The sequence below is a fragment of the Streptomyces sp. DSM 106670 genome, from assembly GCF_055792845.1.
This window is the reverse complement of the sequence record NZ_CM147704.1, coordinates 5390552-5411723: the sequence shown is the minus strand read 5'-3', so window position 1 is coordinate 5411723 and position 21172 is coordinate 5390552. Positions and strand designations below refer to the sequence as shown.

Annotated in this window: 20 protein-coding genes; 11 read left to right on the top strand and 9 right to left on the bottom strand. The window is 72.3% G+C overall.

The window, feature by feature from the left end; genetic code table 11:
* Nucleotides 1-9: 9 nt before the first annotated feature.
* From ACSMXR_RS24155 to ACSMXR_RS24135, 5 genes are all read right to left on the bottom strand, one after another.
* Nucleotides 10-1311 (bottom strand): Nramp family divalent metal transporter, encoded by a 1302-nt coding sequence (locus tag ACSMXR_RS24155; RefSeq protein WP_473169896.1) that lies wholly within the window; start codon nt 1309-1311, stop codon nt 10-12.
* Between the two features lie 116 nt (nt 1312-1427).
* Complete coding sequence (locus ACSMXR_RS24150; protein WP_473169895.1) at nt 1428-2903, bottom strand: GntP family permease; 1476 nt, start codon at nt 2901-2903, stop codon at nt 1428-1430.
* Nucleotides 2904-3058: 155 nt separating this feature from the next.
* Complete coding sequence (locus ACSMXR_RS24145; RefSeq protein ID WP_103509953.1) at nt 3059-3469, bottom strand: RidA family protein; 411 nt, start codon at nt 3467-3469, stop codon at nt 3059-3061.
* A gap of 6 nt (nt 3470-3475) precedes the next feature.
* Nucleotides 3476-4234 (bottom strand): IclR family transcriptional regulator, encoded by a 759-nt coding sequence (locus ACSMXR_RS24140; RefSeq protein WP_007460289.1) that lies wholly within the window; start codon nt 4232-4234, stop codon nt 3476-3478.
* Entirely contained in the window at nt 4231-5325 is a 1095-nt protein-coding gene (locus tag ACSMXR_RS24135; protein WP_473169894.1) for a sugar kinase, read from the bottom strand. The genes ACSMXR_RS24140 and ACSMXR_RS24135 overlap by 4 nt, the downstream gene beginning before the upstream one ends.
* Before the next feature lie 133 nt (nt 5326-5458).
* Between ACSMXR_RS24135 and ACSMXR_RS24130 the strand changes: the two genes are divergently transcribed.
* Entirely contained in the window at nt 5459-6799 is a 1341-nt protein-coding gene (locus tag ACSMXR_RS24130) for an alanine racemase (RefSeq protein WP_473169893.1), read from the top strand.
* A 42-nt stretch (nt 6800-6841) separates the two neighbouring features.
* On the top strand, nt 6842-8461 hold the full coding sequence (locus tag ACSMXR_RS24125; RefSeq protein ID WP_473169892.1) for an N-acyl-D-amino-acid deacylase family protein: 1620 nt from the start codon (nt 6842-6844) through the stop codon (nt 8459-8461).
* A 36-nt stretch (nt 8462-8497) separates the two neighbouring features.
* Here the strand turns inward: ACSMXR_RS24125 and ACSMXR_RS24120 are convergent, their stop codons facing one another.
* The gene (locus ACSMXR_RS24120; protein WP_473169891.1) at nt 8498-9352 is read right to left on the bottom strand and encodes a siderophore-interacting protein; all 855 of its coding nucleotides are present in this window, start codon (nt 9350-9352) and stop codon (nt 8498-8500) included.
* A gap of 93 nt (nt 9353-9445) precedes the next feature.
* On the opposite strand from ACSMXR_RS24120, the gene ACSMXR_RS24115 reads away from it, so the two are divergent.
* Nucleotides 9446-10264: a TetR/AcrR family transcriptional regulator gene (locus tag ACSMXR_RS24115; RefSeq protein WP_381906508.1), complete on the top strand. Its 819-nt coding sequence runs from the start codon at nt 9446-9448 to the stop codon at nt 10262-10264.
* A 49-nt stretch (nt 10265-10313) separates the two neighbouring features.
* Here ACSMXR_RS24115 and ACSMXR_RS24110 read toward each other — a convergent pair whose 3' ends face one another.
* Together ACSMXR_RS24110 and ACSMXR_RS24105 are read right to left on the bottom strand one after the other, a co-directional pair.
* Entirely contained in the window at nt 10314-11195 is an 882-nt protein-coding gene (locus tag ACSMXR_RS24110) for a S1 family peptidase (protein ID WP_473169890.1), read from the bottom strand.
* 81 nt (nt 11196-11276) lie between these two features.
* Complete coding sequence (locus ACSMXR_RS24105; RefSeq protein ID WP_032790973.1) at nt 11277-11648, bottom strand: winged helix-turn-helix transcriptional regulator; 372 nt, start codon at nt 11646-11648, stop codon at nt 11277-11279.
* Nucleotides 11649-11743: 95 nt separating this feature from the next.
* On the opposite strand from ACSMXR_RS24105, the gene ACSMXR_RS24100 reads away from it, so the two are divergent.
* Nucleotides 11744-12571, top strand: a complete 828-nt coding sequence (locus ACSMXR_RS24100; protein WP_473169889.1) for an NAD(P)-dependent oxidoreductase — start codon at nt 11744-11746, stop codon at nt 12569-12571.
* A gap of 76 nt (nt 12572-12647) precedes the next feature.
* Here the strand turns inward: ACSMXR_RS24100 and ACSMXR_RS24095 are convergent, their stop codons facing one another.
* On the bottom strand, nt 12648-12977 hold the full coding sequence (locus ACSMXR_RS24095; protein WP_137231988.1) for a hypothetical protein: 330 nt from the start codon (nt 12975-12977) through the stop codon (nt 12648-12650).
* 258 nt (nt 12978-13235) lie between these two features.
* Here ACSMXR_RS24095 and ACSMXR_RS24090 point away from each other — a divergent pair, with 258 nt between their 5' ends.
* The 7 genes from ACSMXR_RS24090 to ACSMXR_RS24060 all read left to right on the top strand — a co-directional run bounded on the left by ACSMXR_RS24090 (nt 13236) and on the right by ACSMXR_RS24060 (nt 21124).
* Nucleotides 13236-14048, top strand: coding sequence for an arylamine N-acetyltransferase family protein (locus tag ACSMXR_RS24090; protein WP_473169888.1), 813 nt, complete (start codon nt 13236-13238; stop codon nt 14046-14048).
* 296 nt (nt 14049-14344) lie between these two features.
* The gene (locus ACSMXR_RS24085) at nt 14345-15556 is read left to right on the top strand and encodes a pyridoxal phosphate-dependent aminotransferase (protein WP_137231990.1); all 1212 of its coding nucleotides are present in this window, start codon (nt 14345-14347) and stop codon (nt 15554-15556) included.
* A gap of 119 nt (nt 15557-15675) precedes the next feature.
* On the top strand, nt 15676-16083 hold the full coding sequence (locus ACSMXR_RS24080) for an SCO4983 family protein (RefSeq protein ID WP_137231991.1): 408 nt from the start codon (nt 15676-15678) through the stop codon (nt 16081-16083).
* A gap of 159 nt (nt 16084-16242) precedes the next feature.
* The gene (locus ACSMXR_RS24075; protein WP_473172437.1) at nt 16243-17331 is read left to right on the top strand and encodes a hypothetical protein; all 1089 of its coding nucleotides are present in this window, start codon (nt 16243-16245) and stop codon (nt 17329-17331) included.
* Nucleotides 17332-17383: 52 nt separating this feature from the next.
* Nucleotides 17384-18664, top strand: a complete 1281-nt coding sequence (locus tag ACSMXR_RS24070; RefSeq protein ID WP_473169887.1) for a toxic anion resistance protein — start codon at nt 17384-17386, stop codon at nt 18662-18664.
* Between the two features lie 14 nt (nt 18665-18678).
* On the top strand, nt 18679-20301 hold the full coding sequence (locus tag ACSMXR_RS24065) for a vWA domain-containing protein (protein WP_381906516.1): 1623 nt from the start codon (nt 18679-18681) through the stop codon (nt 20299-20301).
* 130 nt (nt 20302-20431) lie between these two features.
* Nucleotides 20432-21124 (top strand): hypothetical protein, encoded by a 693-nt coding sequence (locus ACSMXR_RS24060; protein ID WP_240805896.1) that lies wholly within the window; start codon nt 20432-20434, stop codon nt 21122-21124.
* The last annotated feature ends 48 nt before the right edge of the window (nt 21125-21172 follow it).

The window sequence follows — 21172 nt, the reverse complement described above, 5'->3', positions numbered from 1 at the left end:
AACCCTTGCTCACCAGGGCAGTTCGCGCACCTGCTGGACGCACAGCACGACGAACAGCAGACCGGCCAGGGCGAGCATCCCGTTGCTCACCCATCCGTTACGCCACTCGCTGGGCGTACGGGAGGAGTTGAGCAGCCAGATCAGCGTGAGCGCGAGGAACGGCATGAAGAACGCGCCGAGCACCCCGTACGCGATGACCAGGCCGAAGGGCTCGTCCAGCCAGAGCAGGGTCATCGGCGGGAAGGTGAGCCAGAGGAGGTAGGCGCGGAAGGGCAGCGAGCGCTGCTGGCGGTCGGTGACGGCGGGACCGGACTTCTCCTCGCCCTCGGCCGCCGGGGCCCGGAACCGCTCCACGAAGTCGGCGAACATCAGGCTCACGCCGTGCCAGACGCCGATCAGCGACGAGAACGACGTGGCGAAGAAGCCGACCAGGAAGAGCTTGGCGGTGCCCGCTCCGAAGCGGTCCTCCAGCACCTTGCCCAGGTCGATCAGCCCGCGGTCGCCGGAGGTGAGGGCGACCTGCGAGGCGTGCAGCAGCTCGGCGCCGACGATGAGCATCGCCACGACGAAGATGCCGGTGGTGATGTAGGCGACCCGGTTGTCGAGCCGCATCACCTTCATCCAGGAGGAGTTGCTCCAGCCCTTGGCGTTGACCCAGTACCCGTAGGCGGCCATGGTGATCGTGCCGCCGACGCCACCGATCAGCCCGAGGGTGTAGAGGAGCGAGCCGTCCGGGAGCACGGGCAGCAGCCCGGCGAACGAGGCCCCGGCGTCCGGCACGACGCGGACGGCCACGTACACGACCACCACGAACATGATGCCGATCAGGACCGTCATGACCTTCTCGAAGACGGCGTACCGGTTGAACCAGACGAAGGCCAGCCCGATCAGCCCGGTGACGATCGCCCAGAACTTCAGCCCCGGCCCGTCGGGGAAGAGCGCCACGATGGGCAGGGCGCTGGAGGACATGGCCGTCGCCCCGTAGATGAAGCCCCAGATCACGACGTAGACCGCGAAGTAGACCGTGGTCCAGGGGCCCAGGCTGCGCCAGCCGTCGAAGAGCGTGCGGCCGGTCGCCAGATGCCAGCGGCCCGCCGCCTCGGCGAGCGAGATCTTGACGACGCAGCCGATCACCGCCGCCCACATCAGGGTGTACCCGAACTTGCTGCCCGCGATGAGCGTCGCGACCAGATCGCCGGCCCCGACCCCGGTCGCCGCGACGACGATGCCGGGGCCGATGTACTTCCAGCTGGACTTACGTGGTCGGGAGGCCGGCTCCCCTGTCCCTGTGGTTGCGCTTGTCTCCGCCATGCCGATCAAGGAAGCGCAATCGGCGGGGGCGCACAAGGGGGCGTGCACGGATCGGGCGGGCCGGGGCCGCCACGAGGTGGCCTCAGGTGGCCTTCGCCGAGCCCGCCCCCGTACCGCTAGATCACCAGGCTGAGCAGCGCCGCGACCGCGAAGCCCGCGACCGAGAGCACCGTCTCCAGGACCGTCCAGGACTTCAATGTGTCGCGCTCGCTGATGCCGAAGTACTTCGACACCATCCAGAAGCCGCCGTCGTTCACGTGCGAGGCGAAGATCGAGCCCGCCGAGATCGCCATGATGATCAGCGCGAGGTGGGCCTGGGAGAGGTCCTGGCCCTCGACCAGCGGGACCACGATGCCCGCGGTCGTGACGATCGCCACCGTCGCCGAGCCCTGGGCGACGCGCAGCACGACCGAGATCAGCCAGGCGAGCAGGATGACCGGCAGGCCGACGTCGTTGAAGGTGTCGGCGAGCGCGTCCGCGATGCCGCTGCCCTTGAGGACCGCGCCGAAGATGCCGCCCGCGCCGACCACCAGCAGGATGTTGCCGACCGGCTTGAGCGAGGACGTGGAGACGGACTCCAGGGACTTGCGGGACCAGCCGCGGCGGATGCCGAGCAGGTAGTACGCGAGGAACAGGGCGATCGTCAGGGCGACGAACGGGTTGCCGAAGAACTCGACGACCGAGCGGAGAGTGGAGGGGTCCAGGGCGATGGAGGAGAACGTCGCGGCGAGGATCAGGATCAGCGGGGTGCCGATGATCGCGAGGACCGTGGCGAGCGGGACCGGCTTCTCGTGCGGGGTGACCCCGGCGGCACGCTGTTCGGCGGCGACGGCGGCCTTGGCCTCCTCGGCGGCCTCCACCATGTCCTGCGGTACGTCGACGAAGATCCGCTTGCCGATCCAGGCGGCGTACACCCAGGCGGCGATGACGGACGGGATGCCGACGACGATGCCCATCAGGATGACCCAGCCGAGCGACACGTTGAAGAGTCCGGCGGCGGCCACCGGTCCCGGGTGCGGCGGCAGGAACGCGTGGGTCATCGACAGGCCCGCCAGCAGCGGCATCGCGTAGAGCAGGATCGATTTGCCGGAGCGCTTGGCGGCGGCGTACACGATCGGCGCGAGGACGAAGATGCCGACGTCGAAGAAGACCGGGACACCGAAGACGAGGCCCGTCATGCCCATCGCGAGCGGGGCGCGCTTCTCACCGAAGGCGTTCAGCAGCCGGGCGCTCAACACCTCGGCCCCGCCCGACACTTCGAGGATCGCGCCGAGCATCGTTCCGAGCCCGATGATGATCGCGACATGGCCGAGGATGCCGCCCATGCCGGATTCGATGACCGAGACGGCGGCGGATTTCTGCACGGTGCCGAAGAGTTCGGTGACCGAGAGCCCGGCGCCGAGGCCGACGGCTATGGAGACCGCGAGCAGGGCGACGAACGGCTGGAGCCTGACCTTGATGATCAGGAAGAGGAGGAGGGCGATGCCGAGGGCGGCGACGGTCAGCAGACCGGCGGTGCCGTCGATCAGGAGGAGCAGACCACCGGTGTGCGGTGGTGTCTCGGCCGGCGAGGGGGTTGCGGCGAGCAGCATGGGGACTCCGGTGGTGCTGGAGGGCAGGGGGGAGCGCGGCACGGCGCCCCCGGGGAGCGGGGCGCCGTGCCGTACGGCGTACTGCGGGAGTGGTTCTGCGTGCGGAGCAAGGGTTCAGAGGAGAGCGGGCCGGACGGCCGGGGGAACGAGGACCGTCAGCTGAGCACCGCGAGGGCGTCGATCTCGATGAGCAGGCCCTTGGGCAGGCCGACGTAGACCGTCGTCCGCGCCGAGGGGGCCTCCTTGAGGTTCTGCTCGGCGAAGTAGGTGTTGTAGATCTCGTTCATCTCCGCGAAGTGGTCCACGTCCGTGAGGTAGACGCGCATCATCATCACGTCGTCCCAGCTCGCGCCGCCCTCCTCCAGGATCGCCTTGACGTTGGCGAAGGTCTGGAGGGTCTGCTCGCGCAGGGTGGGGCCGGCCGGGGTCGGGGCCTGGCCCTCCACGGCGGGGAGGAAGCCGACCTGGCCGGCGACCTGGAGGATGTTCCCCTTCTTCACGCCGTGCGAGAACTTCGCGGGCGGCGTGGTGTGGGTGGAGGGGGTGAGGGCGGTCTTCTCGGTCATGGCTGATCAGGCTTTCTTGGGTCGGGTGGTGCCGGAGTACTCCCGGCTGATGGTCTCGGCGGTGCGCCGGACCAGCGGGAGCAGGGTGAGGAGTTCCTCGGCCGTGACGACCACATTGGGTGCGGACACCGACATGGCCGCGACGACCCGCCCGTCCGCGCCGCGGATGGGGGCGCCGATGCAGTTGATGGACTCCTCGTGGCCACCGAGGTCGGTGGCCCAGCCCTGTTCGCGCACGACGGCCAGCTCCTTGAGGAAGGCGGCGGCGTTGGGCGTCGAACGGGACGTGTACATGGGGTAGTCGAGCTTCTCGGCGATGACGCGCCGCTCGGGCTCGGTGAGGTCGGCGAGCAGCAGTTTGGCCACGGCGGCGACGGTGATCGCGACGGGCTTGCCGATCCGGGAGTACATCCGGACCGGGTAGCGGCTCTCGACCTTGTCGATGTAGAGGACTTCCTGCTCCTCGTACACGGCGAGGTGCACGGTGTGCCCGCACCGGTCGTTGAGCGCGACCAGGTGGGAGTGGGCGATCTCGCGTACGTCGAGGTTCTCGACGGCCTCCTGCGCCAGCGCGAAGAGCCGGGCGCCGAGGCGGTAGCGCTGGTCCTCCTGGCGGTAGACGAGGCCGTGCTCGTGGAGCGTACGCAGCAGGCGCAGCGCCGTGGACTTGTGCACGCCGAGCCGCTCGGCGACCTGGCCGAGGTCGGCGGGTCCCTGGGCGAGCAGCGGCAGGATGCTCAGTGCCCGGTCGACGGTCTGACTCATGGCGTACGTACCTCCTCGGGGGCCCGGTCGGCTGCGGTCCAGCCGGGGCCGAGACGAAGTCTCCCCCAGGCGTCGTCGTCGAGGGCGGCGAGGCGGTCGGCGTGGTCACGGGCGGGCGGCTCGGTGAGGTCGCCGGGGACGGTGAGAACGGCGGCGGCCATGAGATGCCCGTGCCGGGCGCGGTCGCGGACAGGCAGCCCGCGCAGGGTGGCGGAGAGAAACCCGGCGGCGAACGCGTCCCCGGCCCCGACGGCGGCGACGACGTCGACACGGAGGGCGGGAACATGGGTGACGGTGTCGGCATTTTCAGCCCCTCCGGCGTTTGAGGAGCGGGGTCCGGGGCGGAGCCCCGAGGCGAACACCGTCGCGCCCGCACTCCCCCGCTTCACCACCAGCACGGAAGGCTCCGGCACCGCCGCCCGGATCGCCTCCGCACCCACGATCCCCCACGCCTCCTCCGCCTCGTCCTCCCCGACGAACACCAGGTCGGCCCGGCGCGCCAGCTCCAGCAGCACAGAGGCATCGCCGCCCCGCCACAGATGCGGCCGGTGGTTCACGTCGAACGACACCAACGGGCGCCCCGGCCGCGCAGCCGTCAACTCCCGCAGCAGCTCCAGGCAGTCGGCCGACAACGCCGCCGTGATCCCGGACAGATGCAGGATCCGCCCCGCGAACAGCTCCTCGTACGGCACGTTCGCCGGGGACATCGCGGACGCCGCCGACCCGGCCCGGTAGTACGCGACCTCGTGCGTGTCGGTCCCCCGGTCCGTGGCCGTACGGAAGTAGATGCCGGTGGGCCGGACCGGATCCCGGCGGACCGCCGACGTGTCGACCCCGTACCCCGCGATCGTCTCGACCAGATGCTCGCCGAAGCCGTCCGCGCCCACCCGGCCGACCCAGGCCGCCCGGTGCCCGGCGGCGGCGAGCGCGCAGGCCACGTTGGACTCGGCGCCGCCGATCCCGCGCCCGAACGAAGGCACGTCGGCGAGGCGGCCGGGCTGCGAGGGCAGGAACGTCACCATGGACTCACCGAGACAGACGACATCGGTGGTCGTGGCGGCGCTGGCCGTCCCTGCTGCGGGTCCGGACACGGAGGGCTCCTGACTGATCGGCGTGCGGGCCGGTGGTCACCATTGACCGGGCATCGGCTCGGATGTTAGACAGCGTTGAGCGATATACGCAATGGGTGTTGCATATGTTGCAACGAACTTCGAGGAGCTCCCCTTGGCAGCCGAAAGCCCCACCGACCGCACCGCGCCCTCCGCGTCTTCCGCGCCCTCCGCGTCCTCAGCTGCGTCCCTCACGGCCTCCCTCGCCGACGAACGCGTCGACCACCGCTTCAAGGCCCTGCCGCCGGACGCGGAGGGCCTGACCGTCAAAGACCTCGCCGCCGAGCGCCGCAACCTCTTCACCGGCGGGTTCACCACCCCCGTCCTCGCCCTCTCCGCCGAGTCGGTGGCGCACAACCTCGACCTCCTGGAGACGTACGCCGAACGCCACGGCCTCGCGTTCGCCCCGCACGGCAAGACCTCCATGGCGCCGCAGCTCTTCGCCGACCAGCTGAAGCGCGGCGCGTGGGGCATCACGGCCGCCGTGCCGCACCAGGCGCGGGTCTACCGGGCGTACGGGATCGGGCGGATCTTCCTCGCCAACGAGCTGGTCGACGCGGTCGCCCTGCGCTGGCTGGCCGGCGAGATGACGGCCGATCCGTCGTTCCGCTTCGTCTGTTACGTCGACTCCGTGCGCGGCGTCGAGCTGATGGACGAGGCCCTCGGCGCGGCGGGCGCCACCCGCCCGGTCGACGTGGTCGTCGAGCTGGGCGCGGGCGAGGGCGCGCGCACCGGGGCCCGCACGGAGGCCGACTGCGCGGCGGTGGCCGACGCGGTGGCGGCGGCCGGCTCGCTGCGCCTGGTGGGCGTCGCCGGGTACGAGGGCGAGGTGCCGGACGCCGACCCGGAGCGCGTACGGGCGTGGCTGCGGCGGCTCGTCGGGCTCGCGGCCGCCTTCGACGGCGAGAAGCGGTTCACCGGCGCCGAGGAGATCGTGATCAGCGCGGGCGGCAGCGCCTGGTTCGACGCGGTCGCGGACGTCTTCGCCGAGATCCCCGAACTGAGCCTGCCCGTGCTCAAGTTGCTGCGCTCCGGCGCGTACGTCTCGCACGACGACGGGCACTACAAGCACCTCACCCCGTTCAACCGCGTCCCCGAGGAGGGCGCCCTTCAGCCCGCCTTCCGGCTCTGGGCCCAGGTCGTCTCCCGCCCCTCCGGCGAGCAGGCGTTCCTGAACGCGGGCAAGCGGGACGCGGCGTACGACCTCGATCTGCCCGAGGCCCAGGTGGTCCGCTCCGGCCGGGACGGCTCGGTCCGGCCCGCCACCGGGACCACCGTCACCGGCCTCTCCGACCAGCACACCTGGGTGCGCACGGAGGGCGGGGCGGAGCTGGAGGTGGGCGACTGGGTCGGCATGGGCCTCTCGCACCCCTGCACCAGCTTCGACAAGTGGCAGCTGATCCCGCTGGTCACGGCGGACGGCACGGTCACCGACTACATCCGCACGTTCTTCTAGAGCCGCCGAGCCGTACGGCTTTCACCCTCCGAAAGGTGACCCATGGACCTGGTCCTGCGCGACACGCTCGTTGTCGACGGCACCGGCGAGCCGTCCTACCGCGCCGATGTGGCGGTCGACGGCGGCCGGATCGCCGAGATCCACCCCGAGGACTCCCCCGGCCCCCGCCCCACCGCCACCCGCACCGTGGACGCGGACGGCCTCGCGCTCGCCCCCGGCTTCATCGACATGCACGCCCACAGCGATCTGGCGCTGCTGCGCGACCCGGACCACGGCGCGAAGGCGGCGCAGGGCGTCACGCTCGAAGTGCTCGGCCAGGACGGGTTGTCGTACGCCCCGGCCGACGACCGTACGCTCGCCGAGGTCCGCCGTTCCATCACCGGCTGGAACGGCGACGGCTCCGACATCGACTTCGACTGGCGCACGGTCGGCGGCTATCTGGACCGCCTCGACCGCAACTTCGGCGGTCAGGGCATCGCCGTCAACGCCGCCTACCTCATCCCGCAGGGCACGGTCCGGATGTACGCGGTGGGCTGGGACGACCGGCCCGCCACCGACGCCGAACTGGCCCGGATGAAGGAGCTGGTGGACCAGGGCATGCGGGAGGGCGCGGTCGGCATGTCGTCCGGGCTGACCTACACACCCGGCATGTACGCGGACGACGCCGAACTCACCGAGCTGTGCCGGGTGGTGGCCCGCCACGGCGGCTACTACTGCCCGCACCACCGCAGTTACGGGGCCGGGGCGCTCGAAGCCTACGAGGAGATGGTGCAGCTCACCCGGAACGCCGGCTGCGCCCTCCATCTCGCCCACGCCACCATGAACTTCGGCGTGAACAAGGGCAGGGCGCCCGATCTCCTGGCCCTCCTGGACGGGGCGCTGGCCGCCGGGGCCGACATCTCCCTCGACACCTACCCGTACACCCCCGGCTGCACCACCCTCGTGGCGATGCTGCCGAGTTGGGCGAGCGAGGGCGGACCGGAGTCGATCCTCACCCGGCTCGCGGACCCTTCGAGCGCGGAGCGGATCCGGCACCACCTGGAGGTGCTGGGCTCGGACGGCTGCCACGGCGTGCCGATCGAGTGGGACACCATCGAGATCTCCGGCGTGAGCGCGCCGCATCTGGGTGAGTACGTGGGCCGTACGGTCGAGGAGTCGGCGGCGGCGCGGGGCGAGAAGCCCTGGGTGACCGCGAAGCGGCTGCTCACCGAGGACCGGCTCGGCACGACGATCCTCCAGCACGTGGGCCACGAGGAGAACGTCCAGCAGATCATGCGCCACCCGGTGCACACCGGCGGCAGCGACGGCATCCTCCAGGGCGACAAGCCGCACCCGAGGGCGTACGGCACGTTTCCGCAGTATCTGGGCCGGTACGCACGGGAGTTGGGCATCCTCTCGCTGGAGGAGTGCGTCGCCCATCTGACCTCGCGCCCGGCCGCCCGGCTGCGGCTCGCGGACCGGGGGCTGGTGTGTGAGGGCTACCGCGCGGACCTGGTGCTGTTCGATCCGGAGACGGTGGCGGCGGGCTCCACGTTCGAGGAGCCGCGCGCGCTGCCGGTGGGCATCCCGCACGTCCTGATCGACGGCCGGTTCGTCATCGAGGACGGCAAGCGGACGTCGGTGCTGGCGGGCAAGGCGGTCAGGGGAGCCGGGGCCGCCTGAGGGCTCACGGGGAAGCGTCCGGACGCCCCGGGTCCCCTACGAGGCGTCCGCCGCACGCTCGGCCGCCCAGGCGAGGTCCTCCTCCGTGGGGGCGTCGTCCTGGGTGAGCGCGCGCCGCCAGTAGCCGCTGAACTCGACTGCCGCCTTGGGCAGTCGGCGGTCCTCGACCAGGTGGCGGCGGAGCACCCGGACGGCGGACGCCTCGCCCGCCACCCAGGCCGCGTCCACCCCATCGAGGTCCGCTCCGGCGTCCCGTACGGCGTCCACCAGCGCGCCGCCCCGGTCCCGGTGCACCCAGCGGACCTCGGCCCCTCCGGCGGCGGACGGCAGCTCCCGCTCCTCCGCCGCGTCCGCGACCTCGGCGTACACGACAGCCTCGGTCCCGGCGGGCAGCGCCTCCAGCACGGTGGCGATGGCCGGGAGCGCGGACTCGTCCCCGGCGAGCAGCATCCGCCGGGCGGCGGGCAGCGGGCGGGCGTAGAGCGAGGACGGGCCGACCATGCCGAGGACGTCGCCGGCCCGGGCCGCCGCACCCCAGCGGGAGGCGGGCCCGTCCTCGCCGTGCAGCACGAAGTCCACGGCCATCAGATTGCGTTCGCGGTCGTAGGAGCGGACGGTGAAGCCGCGCAGCCAGGGCCGCTCCGCCTCCGGAATCGCGAGGAACGCCTCGTACCAGCGCATGCCGTACGGGTCGTCGGCGTCCCGCTCCGGCAGCAACCCCTCCCGCACGCTCCGCCCCTCGCGCGGCAGGCACAGCTTCATCTGCTGGTCGGGGCGGTCCTCCAGCAGGCCGGGCAGCGCGTCCCCGGTGAAAGTGACCCTGGCGGTGCGCGGGGTGATCCGCTCCGCTCCGGTGACCCGTACATAGCTGACCGGCATGGCCTGACCCATGATGCGGCGCCCCTCCACTGATAGCCCCACTGATACCTTTACGCGGTAAAGCATTACCTGGCCGAAGTTACTTTATGGCGTAAGGAGTCGCAAGTGGTGGTCTTTGCCGGGCAGGGTGACGCCCGCCGCTCCCTCTCCCTGCTCTGGCGCGCGGAGGTCGCCGCATCGCCACGCGGTGGCCCCGGGCCCAAGCCCCGGCTGAGCGTGGACGCCATCGTGACGGCGGCCGTCGCGGTCGCGGACGAGGAGGGCATGGGGGCCCTGTCGATGCGGGCGGTCGGCGACCGGCTGGGCCGGACCGCGATGGCGCTGTACACCCACGTCCCGGGCAAGAGCGAGCTGCTGGACCTGATGTACGACGCGGTCCACGCCGAACTCCCGGCGGACTACGCGGAATACGAGAGACAGGGCGACTGGCGGGTGCCGCTCACCGCGTGGGCCGGGGAGGTGCTGGAGTTCTACGTCCGCCACCCCTGGGTGCTCCAGGTCTCGCAGGCCCGGCCGGTGCTGGGACCGCACGAGTACGCGAACCTGGACACGCTCGTCCGGCTGCTCGGGGCGACCGGGCTGGAGGCGCGGACGGTGCGGCGGCTGGTGGGGACGCTGTTCCCGCTGGTGCAGGGCTCGGCACGGACGGTGGCGGACGCCCGGCGGGCCGCGGCCGCGACCGGGAGCTCCGACGAGGAGTGGTGGGCGGCGCGTTCGGCGGCCCTGACGGAGCTGGTCCCGGACTTCGCGGAACGCTTTCCGGCGGTGATCGGGCTGGAGCGGGACGGGGCGCCGGAGCCGCCTCCGGAAGGCGGCGGGCACGACGCGGTGCCGCATCCGGAGCGGGAGGCTCGCGAGACGTTCCGGGTGGGGCTGGACGTCCTGCTGGACGGAATCGAGGCGGCGCGCGCCCGGCGGCCCTGAGGAAGGTCAGGACCGCCCGGCGCGCGCCCGGGATCACGCAGGACGACCGCTACGGCTTGGGCAGCGCGCAGCCCTCGGCGTCCAGGTCGATCTTGCTGCCGACCCCGATGCACGGAACCATGTTGTAGGTCTGCTGGGCGTAGTTGATGCCCTCGCGAACGGTCACCTCGCCGTTCTCGTCGACCTCGCACGGGTTGTTGTCCGTGCACTCCTGGCCGCTCTCGTTACCGGTGTTGTTGACGGCGACCACCTTGCCGGTGGCGTCGTCGATCACCGGCGAGCCGGACGTACCGCCGATGGTCTGGCACTCCGGGGTGTAGCGGACCGAGTCCTTCCAGGTCCACCGGCCCTCCTTGAGCTGGTGGACGAAGCCGTCGATGTCACAGCTGTAGGTGCGCTTCCAGTAGCCGGAGGCGACCGTGATGGCGGTGCCCGCCGTCGGGTGCGCGGTCTCCAGCTCCAGCGCCTGGATGCCGTAGCTGTCCTCGATCTGCTGGTAGGTGCTGGTGAGTTCGTAGAGCGAGAGATCGGTGTCGGTCATCGTGCCGTACGCGATCTTGCTCGCCTTCAGCGTGCCGACACCGCTGCCCGAAGCGTTGAGCAGGGTGAAGGTCCGTGAGGACGGCTGGTCGATGACGACCTCGCCGGGGCCCGGGAAGCCGGACTCCAGGCAGTGCCCGTTGGAGAGCACGAGGGCGGGGTCGGTGGGCTCGGCGTCGGGTGAACGGACGACGGAGCCCGAACAGTTGCTGAGTGCGACGGTCCCGGCGAAGGTCACGGCCTTCGCGGCGGGGGTGGCTTCGCTTGCCTGCGGTGCGGCTTCGGCCGAAACCTCGCTCGCGTTCCCGGCGGGTTCGGCCGCGACGACGGGCGCGGCACCCGCTCCCAGGAGCAGGGCAGCAAGAAACGCACCGACGAGAGGCTTGTTCATGTGGGGGGTACCTCCGGTGATGCCATGGGCCGGAGATCTTCCGGCTTTTGACATGCGCATGTTGGCGCAGATGTCAGGCCATCACAAGGGGTCAATTCCGGCCACGGCGCCGGCCTCGGCCGCACCGCGGTAGATGTGGTCGCGCCCCCACTGCCCCAGCGGCTCCAGCGCCGCGTTCAGCGAGAGGCCCAGCGGGGTGAGCGAATACTCCACGCGCGGCGGCACCTCGGCATACACCTCGCGGTGCACGATGCCGTCGTCCTCCAGCTCCTTGAGATGCGAGCTGAGCACCTTCTCGGTCACCCCGGGCACGGCCCGGCGCAACTCACCGAAGCGGCAGGTCCGCTCGTTCAGCGCCCACAGGATGAGCACCTTCCATTTGCCGCCGATCACATCCATCGCCGCGTCGATCCCGCAGACGAAAGCCCCCGGCCTCCGTACGATCCGTTTCATCGCCCGCTCCCCCACCTGCTCGCTCACCACGAGGTAACCACCCACTCCATAGTGCGTACTTGTCGCCTCCGGCACCGTCGACCAGCCTAATCGGCATGTCCGACAACACCGCTGTTTCCGTTCCGCCCACCCCGCCCACCCCTCTCACCCTGCTCGGCCTCGGCGCGATGGGCGCCGCGCTCGCCCGTACCTGGCTCGCCGCCGGGCACCCGCTGACCGTCTGGAACCGCAGCCCCGGCCGGAGCGCCGAACTCGCCGCCGCCGGAGCGCGGGTGGCCGCCACGGCGGCCGAGGCGGTGGCCGCCAGCCCGCTCGTCGTCACCTGCCTCCTGGACGACGCCTCGGTCCGCGAGGCGCTGACCGACGCCGACCTGACGGGCAAGGACCTGGTCGACCTCACCACCTCCACCCCCGCCGAGTCGCGCACCCGCGCGGTCTGGGCGAACGAGCGCGGCGCCCGCTTCCTGGACGGCGGAATCATGGCCGTTCCGCCGATGATCGGCGTGCCGGAGGCCGGCGGCTACGTCTTCTACAGCGGTACGCGCGAGGTCTTCGACGCCCACCAGGAGGTGCTGTCCGTACCCGTCGCCACCCGGTACGTCGGCACCGACCCCGGGTTCGCCGCACTCCACGACGTGGCGCTGCTCAGCGCGATGACCGCCATGTTCGCCGGGGCCCGGCACGCGGCCGCGCTGGTCGCGGGGTCGGGGGTCGACGAGAAGGAGTTCGGCGCGCTGGTGGCCGGCTGGCTCACGGCGATGGCCCCGTCGACGGCGGCGTACGCGGGCGGCCCGCTGCCCGACGACCCCACCAGCGCGGCCGTGGCGGAGGCGGGGGACGCGACGCTGCTCCGTACGGCCCGGGAGCAGGGCGTCGACACCGCCCTGCTGATCGCGTCGGCGGGCTCGATGAACGGGATCTGACACCCGGGGGCCCGAAGGCCCAGTGACCCGGAGGCCCAGAGGCCCGGAGGCCCAGAGGCCCGGGGGCCCGGGCGCGTCAGGCGTCGGCCGCCGCGGCCTCCTTCGCGTACGTCACCGCCTGGAGGAGCGTCAGACCGCGTTCGGCCTCGCGCAGGATCTTGATGGCCGCCACGGAGTCCGCCGGGCCCTCGTGCCCGGCGGCGGCGAGGCGCTGCCGCACCCACCGGCCGCGCAGCTCCGTCTCCGGGCGCCCGGCGGATTCCTCGGCGAGGGCGAGGGCGCGCTCCAGGCCGGGGCGCTCGGCGTCCGTGGCGGTCTCCAGCGCACTCCGGATCCCGGCGACGACTTCGGGGGCGTCGTGGAGGACGAGAACGGCGAGGGGCTGGGGCTTCCGGAACAGGCTCATGGGCCCACCCTTCCCCGGCCGGCCCGGCTCTCACTTGAGTTGAGCAAGATCTGAGCCGCCCTGTTCTGCCCTGCCGTGCCGTGCGCCGCGCCCTGCCCCCTGCCGTGTGCCGCGCCGCGCCGCTTCCCCCGCCCCGGTGCACCGGCCCCGCCCGGAACCCGCCCGGAGGGCCTCGGTCCCGGGACCGAGGCCCTTCGGCCGCACATGTCGGTCCGCAGCCGGAGGCGCGCCCGCGCCCCGGCTGCGTACGGTCGGCGTATGACACTCGACCTCGACGCGTACTTCGCCCGCATCGGCTGGACCGGGGAGCCCCGCCCCACCCTGGAGGTGCTGCGGTCGCTGCACCGCGCGCATCTGCTCGGCATCCCGTTCGAGAACCTGGAGGCCGTCCTCGGCTCCGCGCCGTCGCTGGCACTCGACGACCTGGAGGCGAAGCTCGTACGCGGCGGGCGCGGCGGGTACTGCTACGAGCACAACACCCTCTTCTCCACCGCGCTCCGGCAGATCGGCTTCTCCGTGACACCGCTGACGGCCCGGGTGGTGCTGGGCGCGGCGCCGGGCGACATCCGGCCCCGTACGCACATGCTGATGCGGGTGGACGTGGTGGGCGAGCCGCACCCGTATCTGGCGGACGTCGGTTTCGGGACGGTCGGGGCGCTGCTGGAGCCGATCGAGCTGGTGGAGGGCGCCGAGCTGTTCGACGCGCCGCGCCGCCACCGCCTGGTCCACACGCCGCACCAGGGTCCGCTGCCGCTGTGGGAGCTGCAGACCGACCAGGGCGGGTCGTGGGAGCCGCAGTACACGTTCACCCTGGATCCGTACGAGAAGCCGGACTACGAGGTGATCAACTGGTTCATCGCCACGCACCCGCGCTCGCCGTTCCGGCAGGCGGTGTACGCGCAGCGCACCCGGATCGGTTTCCACCTCGCGCTGTCCGGGCTCGACCTGGTGGAGACGGCCGACGACGGTACGGTCCGCGAGCGGCGGCTGAAGGACGGCGACGAGGCGCTGCGAGTCCTTGCGGACGATTTCGACATCCGGCTCCCGGCGGGCACCCGGCTGCCGGAGTGACCACATCCGGCGGCGAAGCACGCCGGGCGCGGTACCCGCCTGCCGGAGTGATCCCTTCCGCCGTATGCCCTGCCGGTCTCCGCCGCCGGTGTGGCCCGCGTGGCGCATCTCACCCGTTCCGGCCGCCCACACCTCCTTTCCAAGCCGCGACGCCGCCCCGACCGGGCGATCCCACGGTCCGGGGCGGTGGCGGACATGGCGATGGAAGACGGGCCGGGGCCCGGGCGTGCCCCGGAGGGCGTACGGCCGGAGCGATCCCCGAGCACCCCGCGAAACGCGGCCGTAAGCTCGCGGACATGCAGGTCATCCAGTCCACGAAGCTCTCCAACGTCTGCTACGAGATCCGGGGCCCCGTGCTGGAGGAGGCGATGCGGCTGGAAGCGGCCGGTCAGCGCATCCTCAAGCTGAACACGGGCAACCCCGCCGCGTTCGGGTTCGAGTGCCCGCCGGAGATCCTGGAAGACATCCTGCGCAACCTCGCGGGCGCGCACGGGTACGGCGACGCGAAGGGCCTGCTGTCGGCGCGCCGCGCGGTGATGCAGCACTACCAGACCAAGGGGATCGACCTCGACGTCGAGGACATCTACCTGGGCAACGGCGTCTCCGAGCTGATCCAGATGTCGATGCAGGCACTGCTGGACGACGGCGACGAGGTGCTCGTACCGGCCCCCGACTATCCGCTGTGGACCGCATCGGTCTCGCTGGCGGGCGGGACGGCCGTGCACTACCGGTGCGACGAGCAGGCCGACTGGATGCCGGACCTCGCGGACATCGAGCGGAAGATCACCGACCGCACCAAGGCCCTGGTGATCATCAACCCGAACAACCCGACCGGTGCGGTGTACGACGACGAGATGCTGCGCGGTCTCACCGAGATCGCCCGGCGGCACAACCTGATCGTCTGCTCCGACGAGATCTACGACCGCATCCTGTACGACGGCGCGACCCACACCCCGACGGCCTCGCTGGCGCCGGACCTGATGGTGCTGACCTTCAACGGGCTCTCCAAGAACTACCGGGTGGCCGGCTACCGCTCCGGCTGGATGGCCGTCTGCGGCCCGAAGGCGCACGCCTCCTCGTACATCGAGGGGCTGACGATCCTCGCCAATATGCGGCTCTGCGCCAACATGCCCTCGCAGTACGCGGTGGCCAGCGCGCTCGGCGGCCGGCAGTCGATCGAGGACCTGGTGCTGCCGGGCGGCCGGATCCTGGAGCAGCGGGATGTGGCGTACGACCTGCTGACCTCGATCCCCGGGGTGACCTGCGTGAAGCCGAAGGGGGCGCTGTATCTCTTCCCCCGGCTCGACCCCAAGGTCTACAAGATCAAGGACGACCGGCAGATGGTGCTGGACCTGCTGCGGGCCGAGAAGATCATGGTCGTGCAGGGCACCGGCTTCAACTGGCCCGAGCCCGATCACTTCCGGATCGTCACGCTGCCGACGGTGGAGGACCTGACCGACGCGGTGACCCGGATCGGCACGTTCCTGGACGGTTACGGACAGCCGTAGCGCGCTGGGACGGCTTCCGGCGGTTACGGACAGCCGTAGCGCGACCACATTCCGGATCGAGCACAACTTTAGACTCATTCCAATGTAGGATGGTTCCACGCACCATCGGGAGGCCATCCATGTACGAGCCGATCCGCAGCCCCTCGGTCCACACCCCGGCCGACGACGCGGACTTTCCGCACCGCAGTCGCGAGGAGGAGCTGGACATCCAGCTCGCCGGGCATCTGGCCGCCCTCCTCGCGGTCACCGACGAGCTGGGCCTCGGCGCGGCGGGCGACCGCATCGCCGAGCAGGTGGCTCGGCTGCGCGGCGCACCGCCCGCCCGGCACGCCGGCCTGACCGACGCCGCCCCCGCGGACCTGCACCGCCGCGCCCACGCGCTGGCGGGCCGCGCTCTGCTGGTGGCCGCGTCCCGCGCCGACACGACCGCCGCCATCCTCTCCGCCGAGCGGATGGACGCCCACACCGCGGCCCTGGCCGCGCTCGCCGACGCCGCCCCCTCCGGGCAGCTGGTCGGCGCCCACTGACGGCCCCGGTCCGCATGCCGCGCAGGCGTGCGGACCGGGCGCCATGGCCTTCACCGGCCGGGGCCGTTGCGTACTGGGATGGCTCCTTCATCTGCCGTCCACCCAACTCGGCCCGGAATGTGGGTTTCCGCGAGCACGCTGCGCAGGGTGAGACGCATCGTGGGAATCGTCCTGGCGGTCGTGCTGATCGCCGGAGTGGCGGCGGCCGTCGCCCTGGGCCGTGACAGCGGGGACAGCGGCACGGCCGCGAAGACCGTGCGCGGGGTGATCGGGTCGGAGAAGGCCGAGTTCTTCGCCGACCCCGACACCGTGAAGGCCCTCGCCGCCAAGGGGTTCACCGTCCGTACGGAGACCTCCGGGTCCTGGGACATGGACCGACTGCCCCTGAAGGGCTACGACTTCGCCTTCCCCGGCTCCAAGGCGCCGGCCGACGAGCTGCGCCGGGGAGCCGATGCCCAGGGCGGCCCGCTGCGGCCGTTCTACTCGCCGCTCGTCGTGGTGGCCCACCGCAACGCGGCCGAGGTCCTCGCCGACAACGGCCTGGCCCGGCTGCGGTCCGACGGCGGCTCGAAGTTCACCACACAGGGCACGCTGCTGATGGACCCCTACCTGGCGGCGGCGAAGGACGACCGGACCTGGCAGCAGCTCAAGGGGGCTTCCGGGCATGCCGAGTTGAGCGGCACGGTGTTCATCACCAGCACCGACCCCGTCTCCTCCAACTCCGGCGCCCTCTACCTCGCTGCCGCCTCGTACGTCGCCGACGGCGGCCGGGTGGCCACGGACGCGAAGGCCGTGGAACGCACGGCGCCGCTGCTGCGCAAGCTCGTCCAGGTGCAGGGCGCACAGCAGACCAGCAGCGACGCGCCGTTCCGGGACTTCATCAGCGGGGTCGGCAATCCGCTCGTGCTGGTCTACGAGTCGCAGGTGGCCTCGCTCCTGATGAGCAGTCAGCGGCAGGAGGTCGGCGACCTCGTCGTCCTCTACCCGGACACCACGGTCTCCAGCGACCACACCCTCGTACCGCTGACCGGCCACGGCCGCGAGCTCGGCGAGCTGCTGTCCACCGATCCCGAGCTGCGGAAGCTGGCGGTACGGCACGGCTTCCGGCCCCAGGGCGCGGCGGCCGAGTTCAGCGCCGCGACCGCGGATCACACCGCCTACATCGACCAGCGGCTGACCGGCGTACGCCAGGCGCCCGTGCCCACCGCGGAGGTGCTGCGCTCGATGGCACAGCGGGCCCGCGGCTGACGACGCCCGGCCCGCAACCGGCCCAGCTCCCCGCAGTCAGGAGACCTCCACCATGACCCAGAACGCCGGGCCCCGGAACGCAGGGCCCGAGAACCCCGGCCCCCAGGACCCCCGAAGGCCGTACGACCCGCCGACCACCCCTCTCGTACTCACCCCGCCCGCGCCCGTCGCCCCCGTCCGCGCCGAGCAGGCCGCCGGGCTCGTCCCCGTCGAGGAAGCCGTGCGGGCCGACATGGTCCGGCGCGCCGAGGAGTACGTCGACGGCCTCGCCGGACTCGACGCCCGCTCACCCGAGTTCGGCGCCCGCGTCGGGGAGATCGCCGCGCTCGGGCAGAACGACATCCGCAGCGCCGCCCAGCAGTCCAACCGGATGCTGGACCGCACCGTCCGCTCGCTCGCCTCCGGCGAGGGCGACGCCCCGGCCCGGGTGGGCTCCTCACTGGTCGAGCTGCGCCGCACGGTGGAGGACCTCGATCCGCGCGACACCCCGAGGCGCGGGGCCCGCCGGCTGCTGTCCCGGCTGCCGGGCGGGCGGGGGCTGCGCGACCACGTCGCGAAGTACGCCTCCGCCAAGGGCACCCTCGACCGGATCGTGCGCTCGCTCCGCGGCGGCCAGGACGAACTGCGGCGCGACAACGCCGCGTTGTACACCGAGCGCACCCGCCTCTGGGAATCCATGGGCAAACTCCAGGAGTACGTGGTGCTCACCGAGGCCCTGGACGGCGTCGTGGAGCGGCGCGTCGCGGAGGCCGAGGCGGCGGGCGATCCGGTGCGGGCGGACGCGCTGCGGGCCGACGTCCTCTTCCCCGTACGGCAGAAGCACCAGGATCTGCTGACCCAGATCGCGGTCTGCGCCCAGGGGTATCTGGCGATGGACGTCGTGCGGCGCAACAACGACGAGCTGATCAAGGGCGTCGACCGGGCGGCCACCACGACCGTGTCCGCGCTGCGGATCGCGGTGATGCTGTCCTCGGCGCTGGAGAACCAGCGCCGGGTGACCGAGCAGGTGCAGGTGCTGCGCTCCACCACCGAGGACCTGATCCGCGGGAACGCGGAGATGCTCGCCACGCAGAGCGGGGAGATCCAGCAGCTGGCGGCCGATCCGGCGGTCGGCGTCGAGACCCTGCGCACGGCGTTCGGGCAGATCTACGCGACGCTCGACGCGATCGACACGTACAAGGCGCGGGCGACCGAGACCATGGCGGCCACCGTGCAGACGCTGACCGCCGAACTCCAGGAGGCCGGGGCCCGGTTGAACCGCAGCCGCACGACGGACTCGGCACTGGACGGAAGCCGCACGACGAATTCGGCGCTGGACGGAGGCCGCTCATGAGAGACCGCCGCCCGATGAGAGCTCTTCCCGCCCGGCGCGCCCAGGTGGCCCGGCGCGCGCTGCTCCCGCTGCTGGCCGCGCTTCTGCTCGTCCCGCTCGCCGCCTGCACGACGGACCGGGACGCCGGGCCGGACACCGGCCGGGGCGGCGACGACGGGCGGGCGCGCACGGGCACGCTCCGGATCCTGGCCTCCAGCGAACTGAGCGACATGGAACCGCTGTTGGAGAAGGCCCGCGAGGCGACCGGGATCACCGTGCGGCCCACCTGGGCGGGCACGCTGGACGCGGTGGAGCGGCTGGCGTCGGGCAAGGCGGACGGGGCGTTCGACGCGGTCTGGCTGTCGTCCAACGACTATCTGCGGCTCGACCCGGAGGCCGCCCGGCGCATCGCGTCCGAGACCCCGCTGATGGCGTCCCCGGTCGCGCTCGGCGTGCGGCCCGCGACGGTGCGACGGCTCGGCTGGGACGCCGATACGGTCAGCTGGGCGCAGGTCCACCGGGCGGTCGCGGCCGGGGACCTGACGTACGGGATGACCGACCCGAACCGCTCCAACTCCGGTTTCTCCGCACTGATCTCGATCGCCTCCGGGCTCTCCGGCGCCCAGGCGGCGCTCACCGACGCCGATGTCCGCAGGGCCGGGCCGAAGCTGAAGGAGTTCTTCGCCGGGCAGCGGCTCACCTCCGGTTCCTCGGGCTGGCTGGCCTCCGCGTACGCCCGGCGCTCCACCGTGGACGCGCTGATCAACTACGAGTCGGTGCTGCTGTCGCTGAACCGGGACAGCGACGCCGGGCTGACCGTGATCCGCCCGCGCGACGGGGTGGTCACCGCCGACTACCCGCTGAGCGCGCTCACCGGGGCCACACCGGAGGCCCGCGACGCCGTGCGGACGCTGACCGAGCACTTCCGGTCCACCGAGGTGCAGCGGGAGATCACCGCGCGGACGCTGCGCCGCCCGGTCGTCGCCGCCGCACGCCCCGCCGATCCGCTCTCGCCCGAGCAGCGCCGCGAACTGCCGTTCCCCGGTACGCGATCGGTCGCGGACGGGCTGCTGTCCTCGTACGAACACCGGCTGCGGCGCCCTTCGCGGACCGTGTACGTGCTGGACACCTCGGGGTCGATGAAGGGCGAGCGGCTGGCCCGGCTGAAGTCCGCGCTGAACGGGCTGACCGGCGACTTCAGGGAACGCGAACAGGTCACGCTGCTGCCGTTCGGGTCCACCGTCAAACAGGTCCGCACCCACACCGTCGACCCGGCGGACCCGAAAGCGGGCCCGGCGGCGATCCGGGCGGACACGGCGGCGCTGACGGCCGAGGGGGACACAGCGATCTACTCCTCGCTGGCCGCGGCCTACGACCATCTGGGCCCGGACACCGAGTCCGCGTTCACCTCCATCGTGCTGATGACGGACGGCGAGAACACGGCGGGCCGGTCGGCGGCCGAGTTCACGGCGTTCTACCGGGCGCTGCCCGCCGCCCGGCAGGTCACCCCGGTGTTCCCGATCGTGTTCGGCGACTCCGACCGCACGGAGCTGGACGCGATCGCCGAGCTGACCGGCGGCCGGCTCTTCGACGGGACGAAGAAGGAGGGCCCGGGCTCGCTGGACGGGGCGTTCGAGGAGATCCGTGGCTACCAGTAGGGACGCGGCGGGGAAGGGACCAACGGCTCCCGGCCCGGACTCGGCGGGGAAGAGGCCACCGGCTGCCGGCCCGGACACGGCCGGGAGGAGGCCACCGGCTGCCGGCCCGGGTCCGGCGCGCGGAAGGTCCGTGGCGGCCCGGGTGATCGGCTATCTGGAGTCGGCCCGGAATCTGACCGGCGGGGCCGCGGCCCTCGGCGGGCTCGCCCTCACCTTCGCCGGGTTCGCGGGCGCGTACTGGCCCGTGGTGGTCGCCGGACTGTACGGGGCGGGCGCCCTGATCGCCCCGCCGCGCCGCCCGCCCGCCCCGGCGTTCGACGAGCCCTCCTCCCGGCTGGACGAGCTGCGGGCCGACCTCGCGACCTTGCGGGCGTACCTGAAGCAGGTGGACCTGCCGCCCGCCGCGACCGAGCGGCTGGAGGCGCTGACCGGTCTGCTGGACGGGCTGCTGGCACCCGGCTGGGTCTCGGAGGCGCTGGCGGACGACCCGGAGGGCGGGCACGTGGTGGCGCGGGCGGTGTGCCGGGACGTTCCGGAGTCCGTCGACACCTATCTGCGGACCCGGTGGTGGACGCGGCTCGCACCGGGCGCGCGGGCTCCGGAGGAGGAGCTGGAGCGGCAGCTGTCGCTACTGCACGGGGAGGCACAGCGGCTGGTGGACGGGTTGCGCGAGGCGGAGGAGCTGCGCCAGCGGTCGCACACGAGGTACCTGGAGGACCGGGGCGGCGCCGGGCATCCGGGAGACCGGGGCGGCCTCGCGTATCCGGAGGACCGGGGCGGCTCGGCGGCAAGGGCGGAAACGGGGCGGCCCCCGGAACCGTGAGGGGGTTCCGGGGGCCGGGAGGGTGTCCTTGGTCGGGAACAGGCCCTC

Bases quoted from the DNA above. Each gene is read 5' to 3' on its own strand.
- ACSMXR_RS24155 (WP_473169896.1), bottom strand. From the start codon at position 1,311: ATGGCGGAGACAAGCGCAACCACAGGGACAGGGGAGCCGGCCTCCCGA.
- ACSMXR_RS24150 (WP_473169895.1), bottom strand. From the start codon at position 2,903: ATGCTGCTCGCCGCAACCCCCTCGCCGGCCGAGACACCACCGCACACC.
- ACSMXR_RS24145 (WP_103509953.1), bottom strand. From the start codon at position 3,469: ATGACCGAGAAGACCGCCCTCACCCCCTCCACCCACACCACGCCGCCC.
- ACSMXR_RS24140 (WP_007460289.1), bottom strand. From the start codon at position 4,234: ATGAGTCAGACCGTCGACCGGGCACTGAGCATCCTGCCGCTGCTCGCC.
- ACSMXR_RS24125 (WP_473169892.1), top strand. From the start codon at position 6,842: ATGGACCTGGTCCTGCGCGACACGCTCGTTGTCGACGGCACCGGCGAG.
- ACSMXR_RS24120 (WP_473169891.1), bottom strand. From the start codon at position 9,352: ATGGGTCAGGCCATGCCGGTCAGCTATGTACGGGTCACCGGAGCGGAG.
- ACSMXR_RS24110 (WP_473169890.1), bottom strand. From the start codon at position 11,195: ATGAACAAGCCTCTCGTCGGTGCGTTTCTTGCTGCCCTGCTCCTGGGA.
- ACSMXR_RS24105 (WP_032790973.1), bottom strand. From the start codon at position 11,648: ATGAAACGGATCGTACGGAGGCCGGGGGCTTTCGTCTGCGGGATCGAC.
- ACSMXR_RS24100 (WP_473169889.1), top strand. From the start codon at position 11,744: ATGTCCGACAACACCGCTGTTTCCGTTCCGCCCACCCCGCCCACCCCT.
- ACSMXR_RS24095 (WP_137231988.1), bottom strand. From the start codon at position 12,977: ATGAGCCTGTTCCGGAAGCCCCAGCCCCTCGCCGTTCTCGTCCTCCAC.
- ACSMXR_RS24090 (WP_473169888.1), top strand. From the start codon at position 13,236: ATGACACTCGACCTCGACGCGTACTTCGCCCGCATCGGCTGGACCGGG.
- ACSMXR_RS24085 (WP_137231990.1), top strand. From the start codon at position 14,345: ATGCAGGTCATCCAGTCCACGAAGCTCTCCAACGTCTGCTACGAGATC.
- ACSMXR_RS24080 (WP_137231991.1), top strand. From the start codon at position 15,676: ATGTACGAGCCGATCCGCAGCCCCTCGGTCCACACCCCGGCCGACGAC.
- ACSMXR_RS24070 (WP_473169887.1), top strand. From the start codon at position 17,384: ATGACCCAGAACGCCGGGCCCCGGAACGCAGGGCCCGAGAACCCCGGC.
- ACSMXR_RS24065 (WP_381906516.1), top strand. From the start codon at position 18,679: ATGAGAGCTCTTCCCGCCCGGCGCGCCCAGGTGGCCCGGCGCGCGCTG.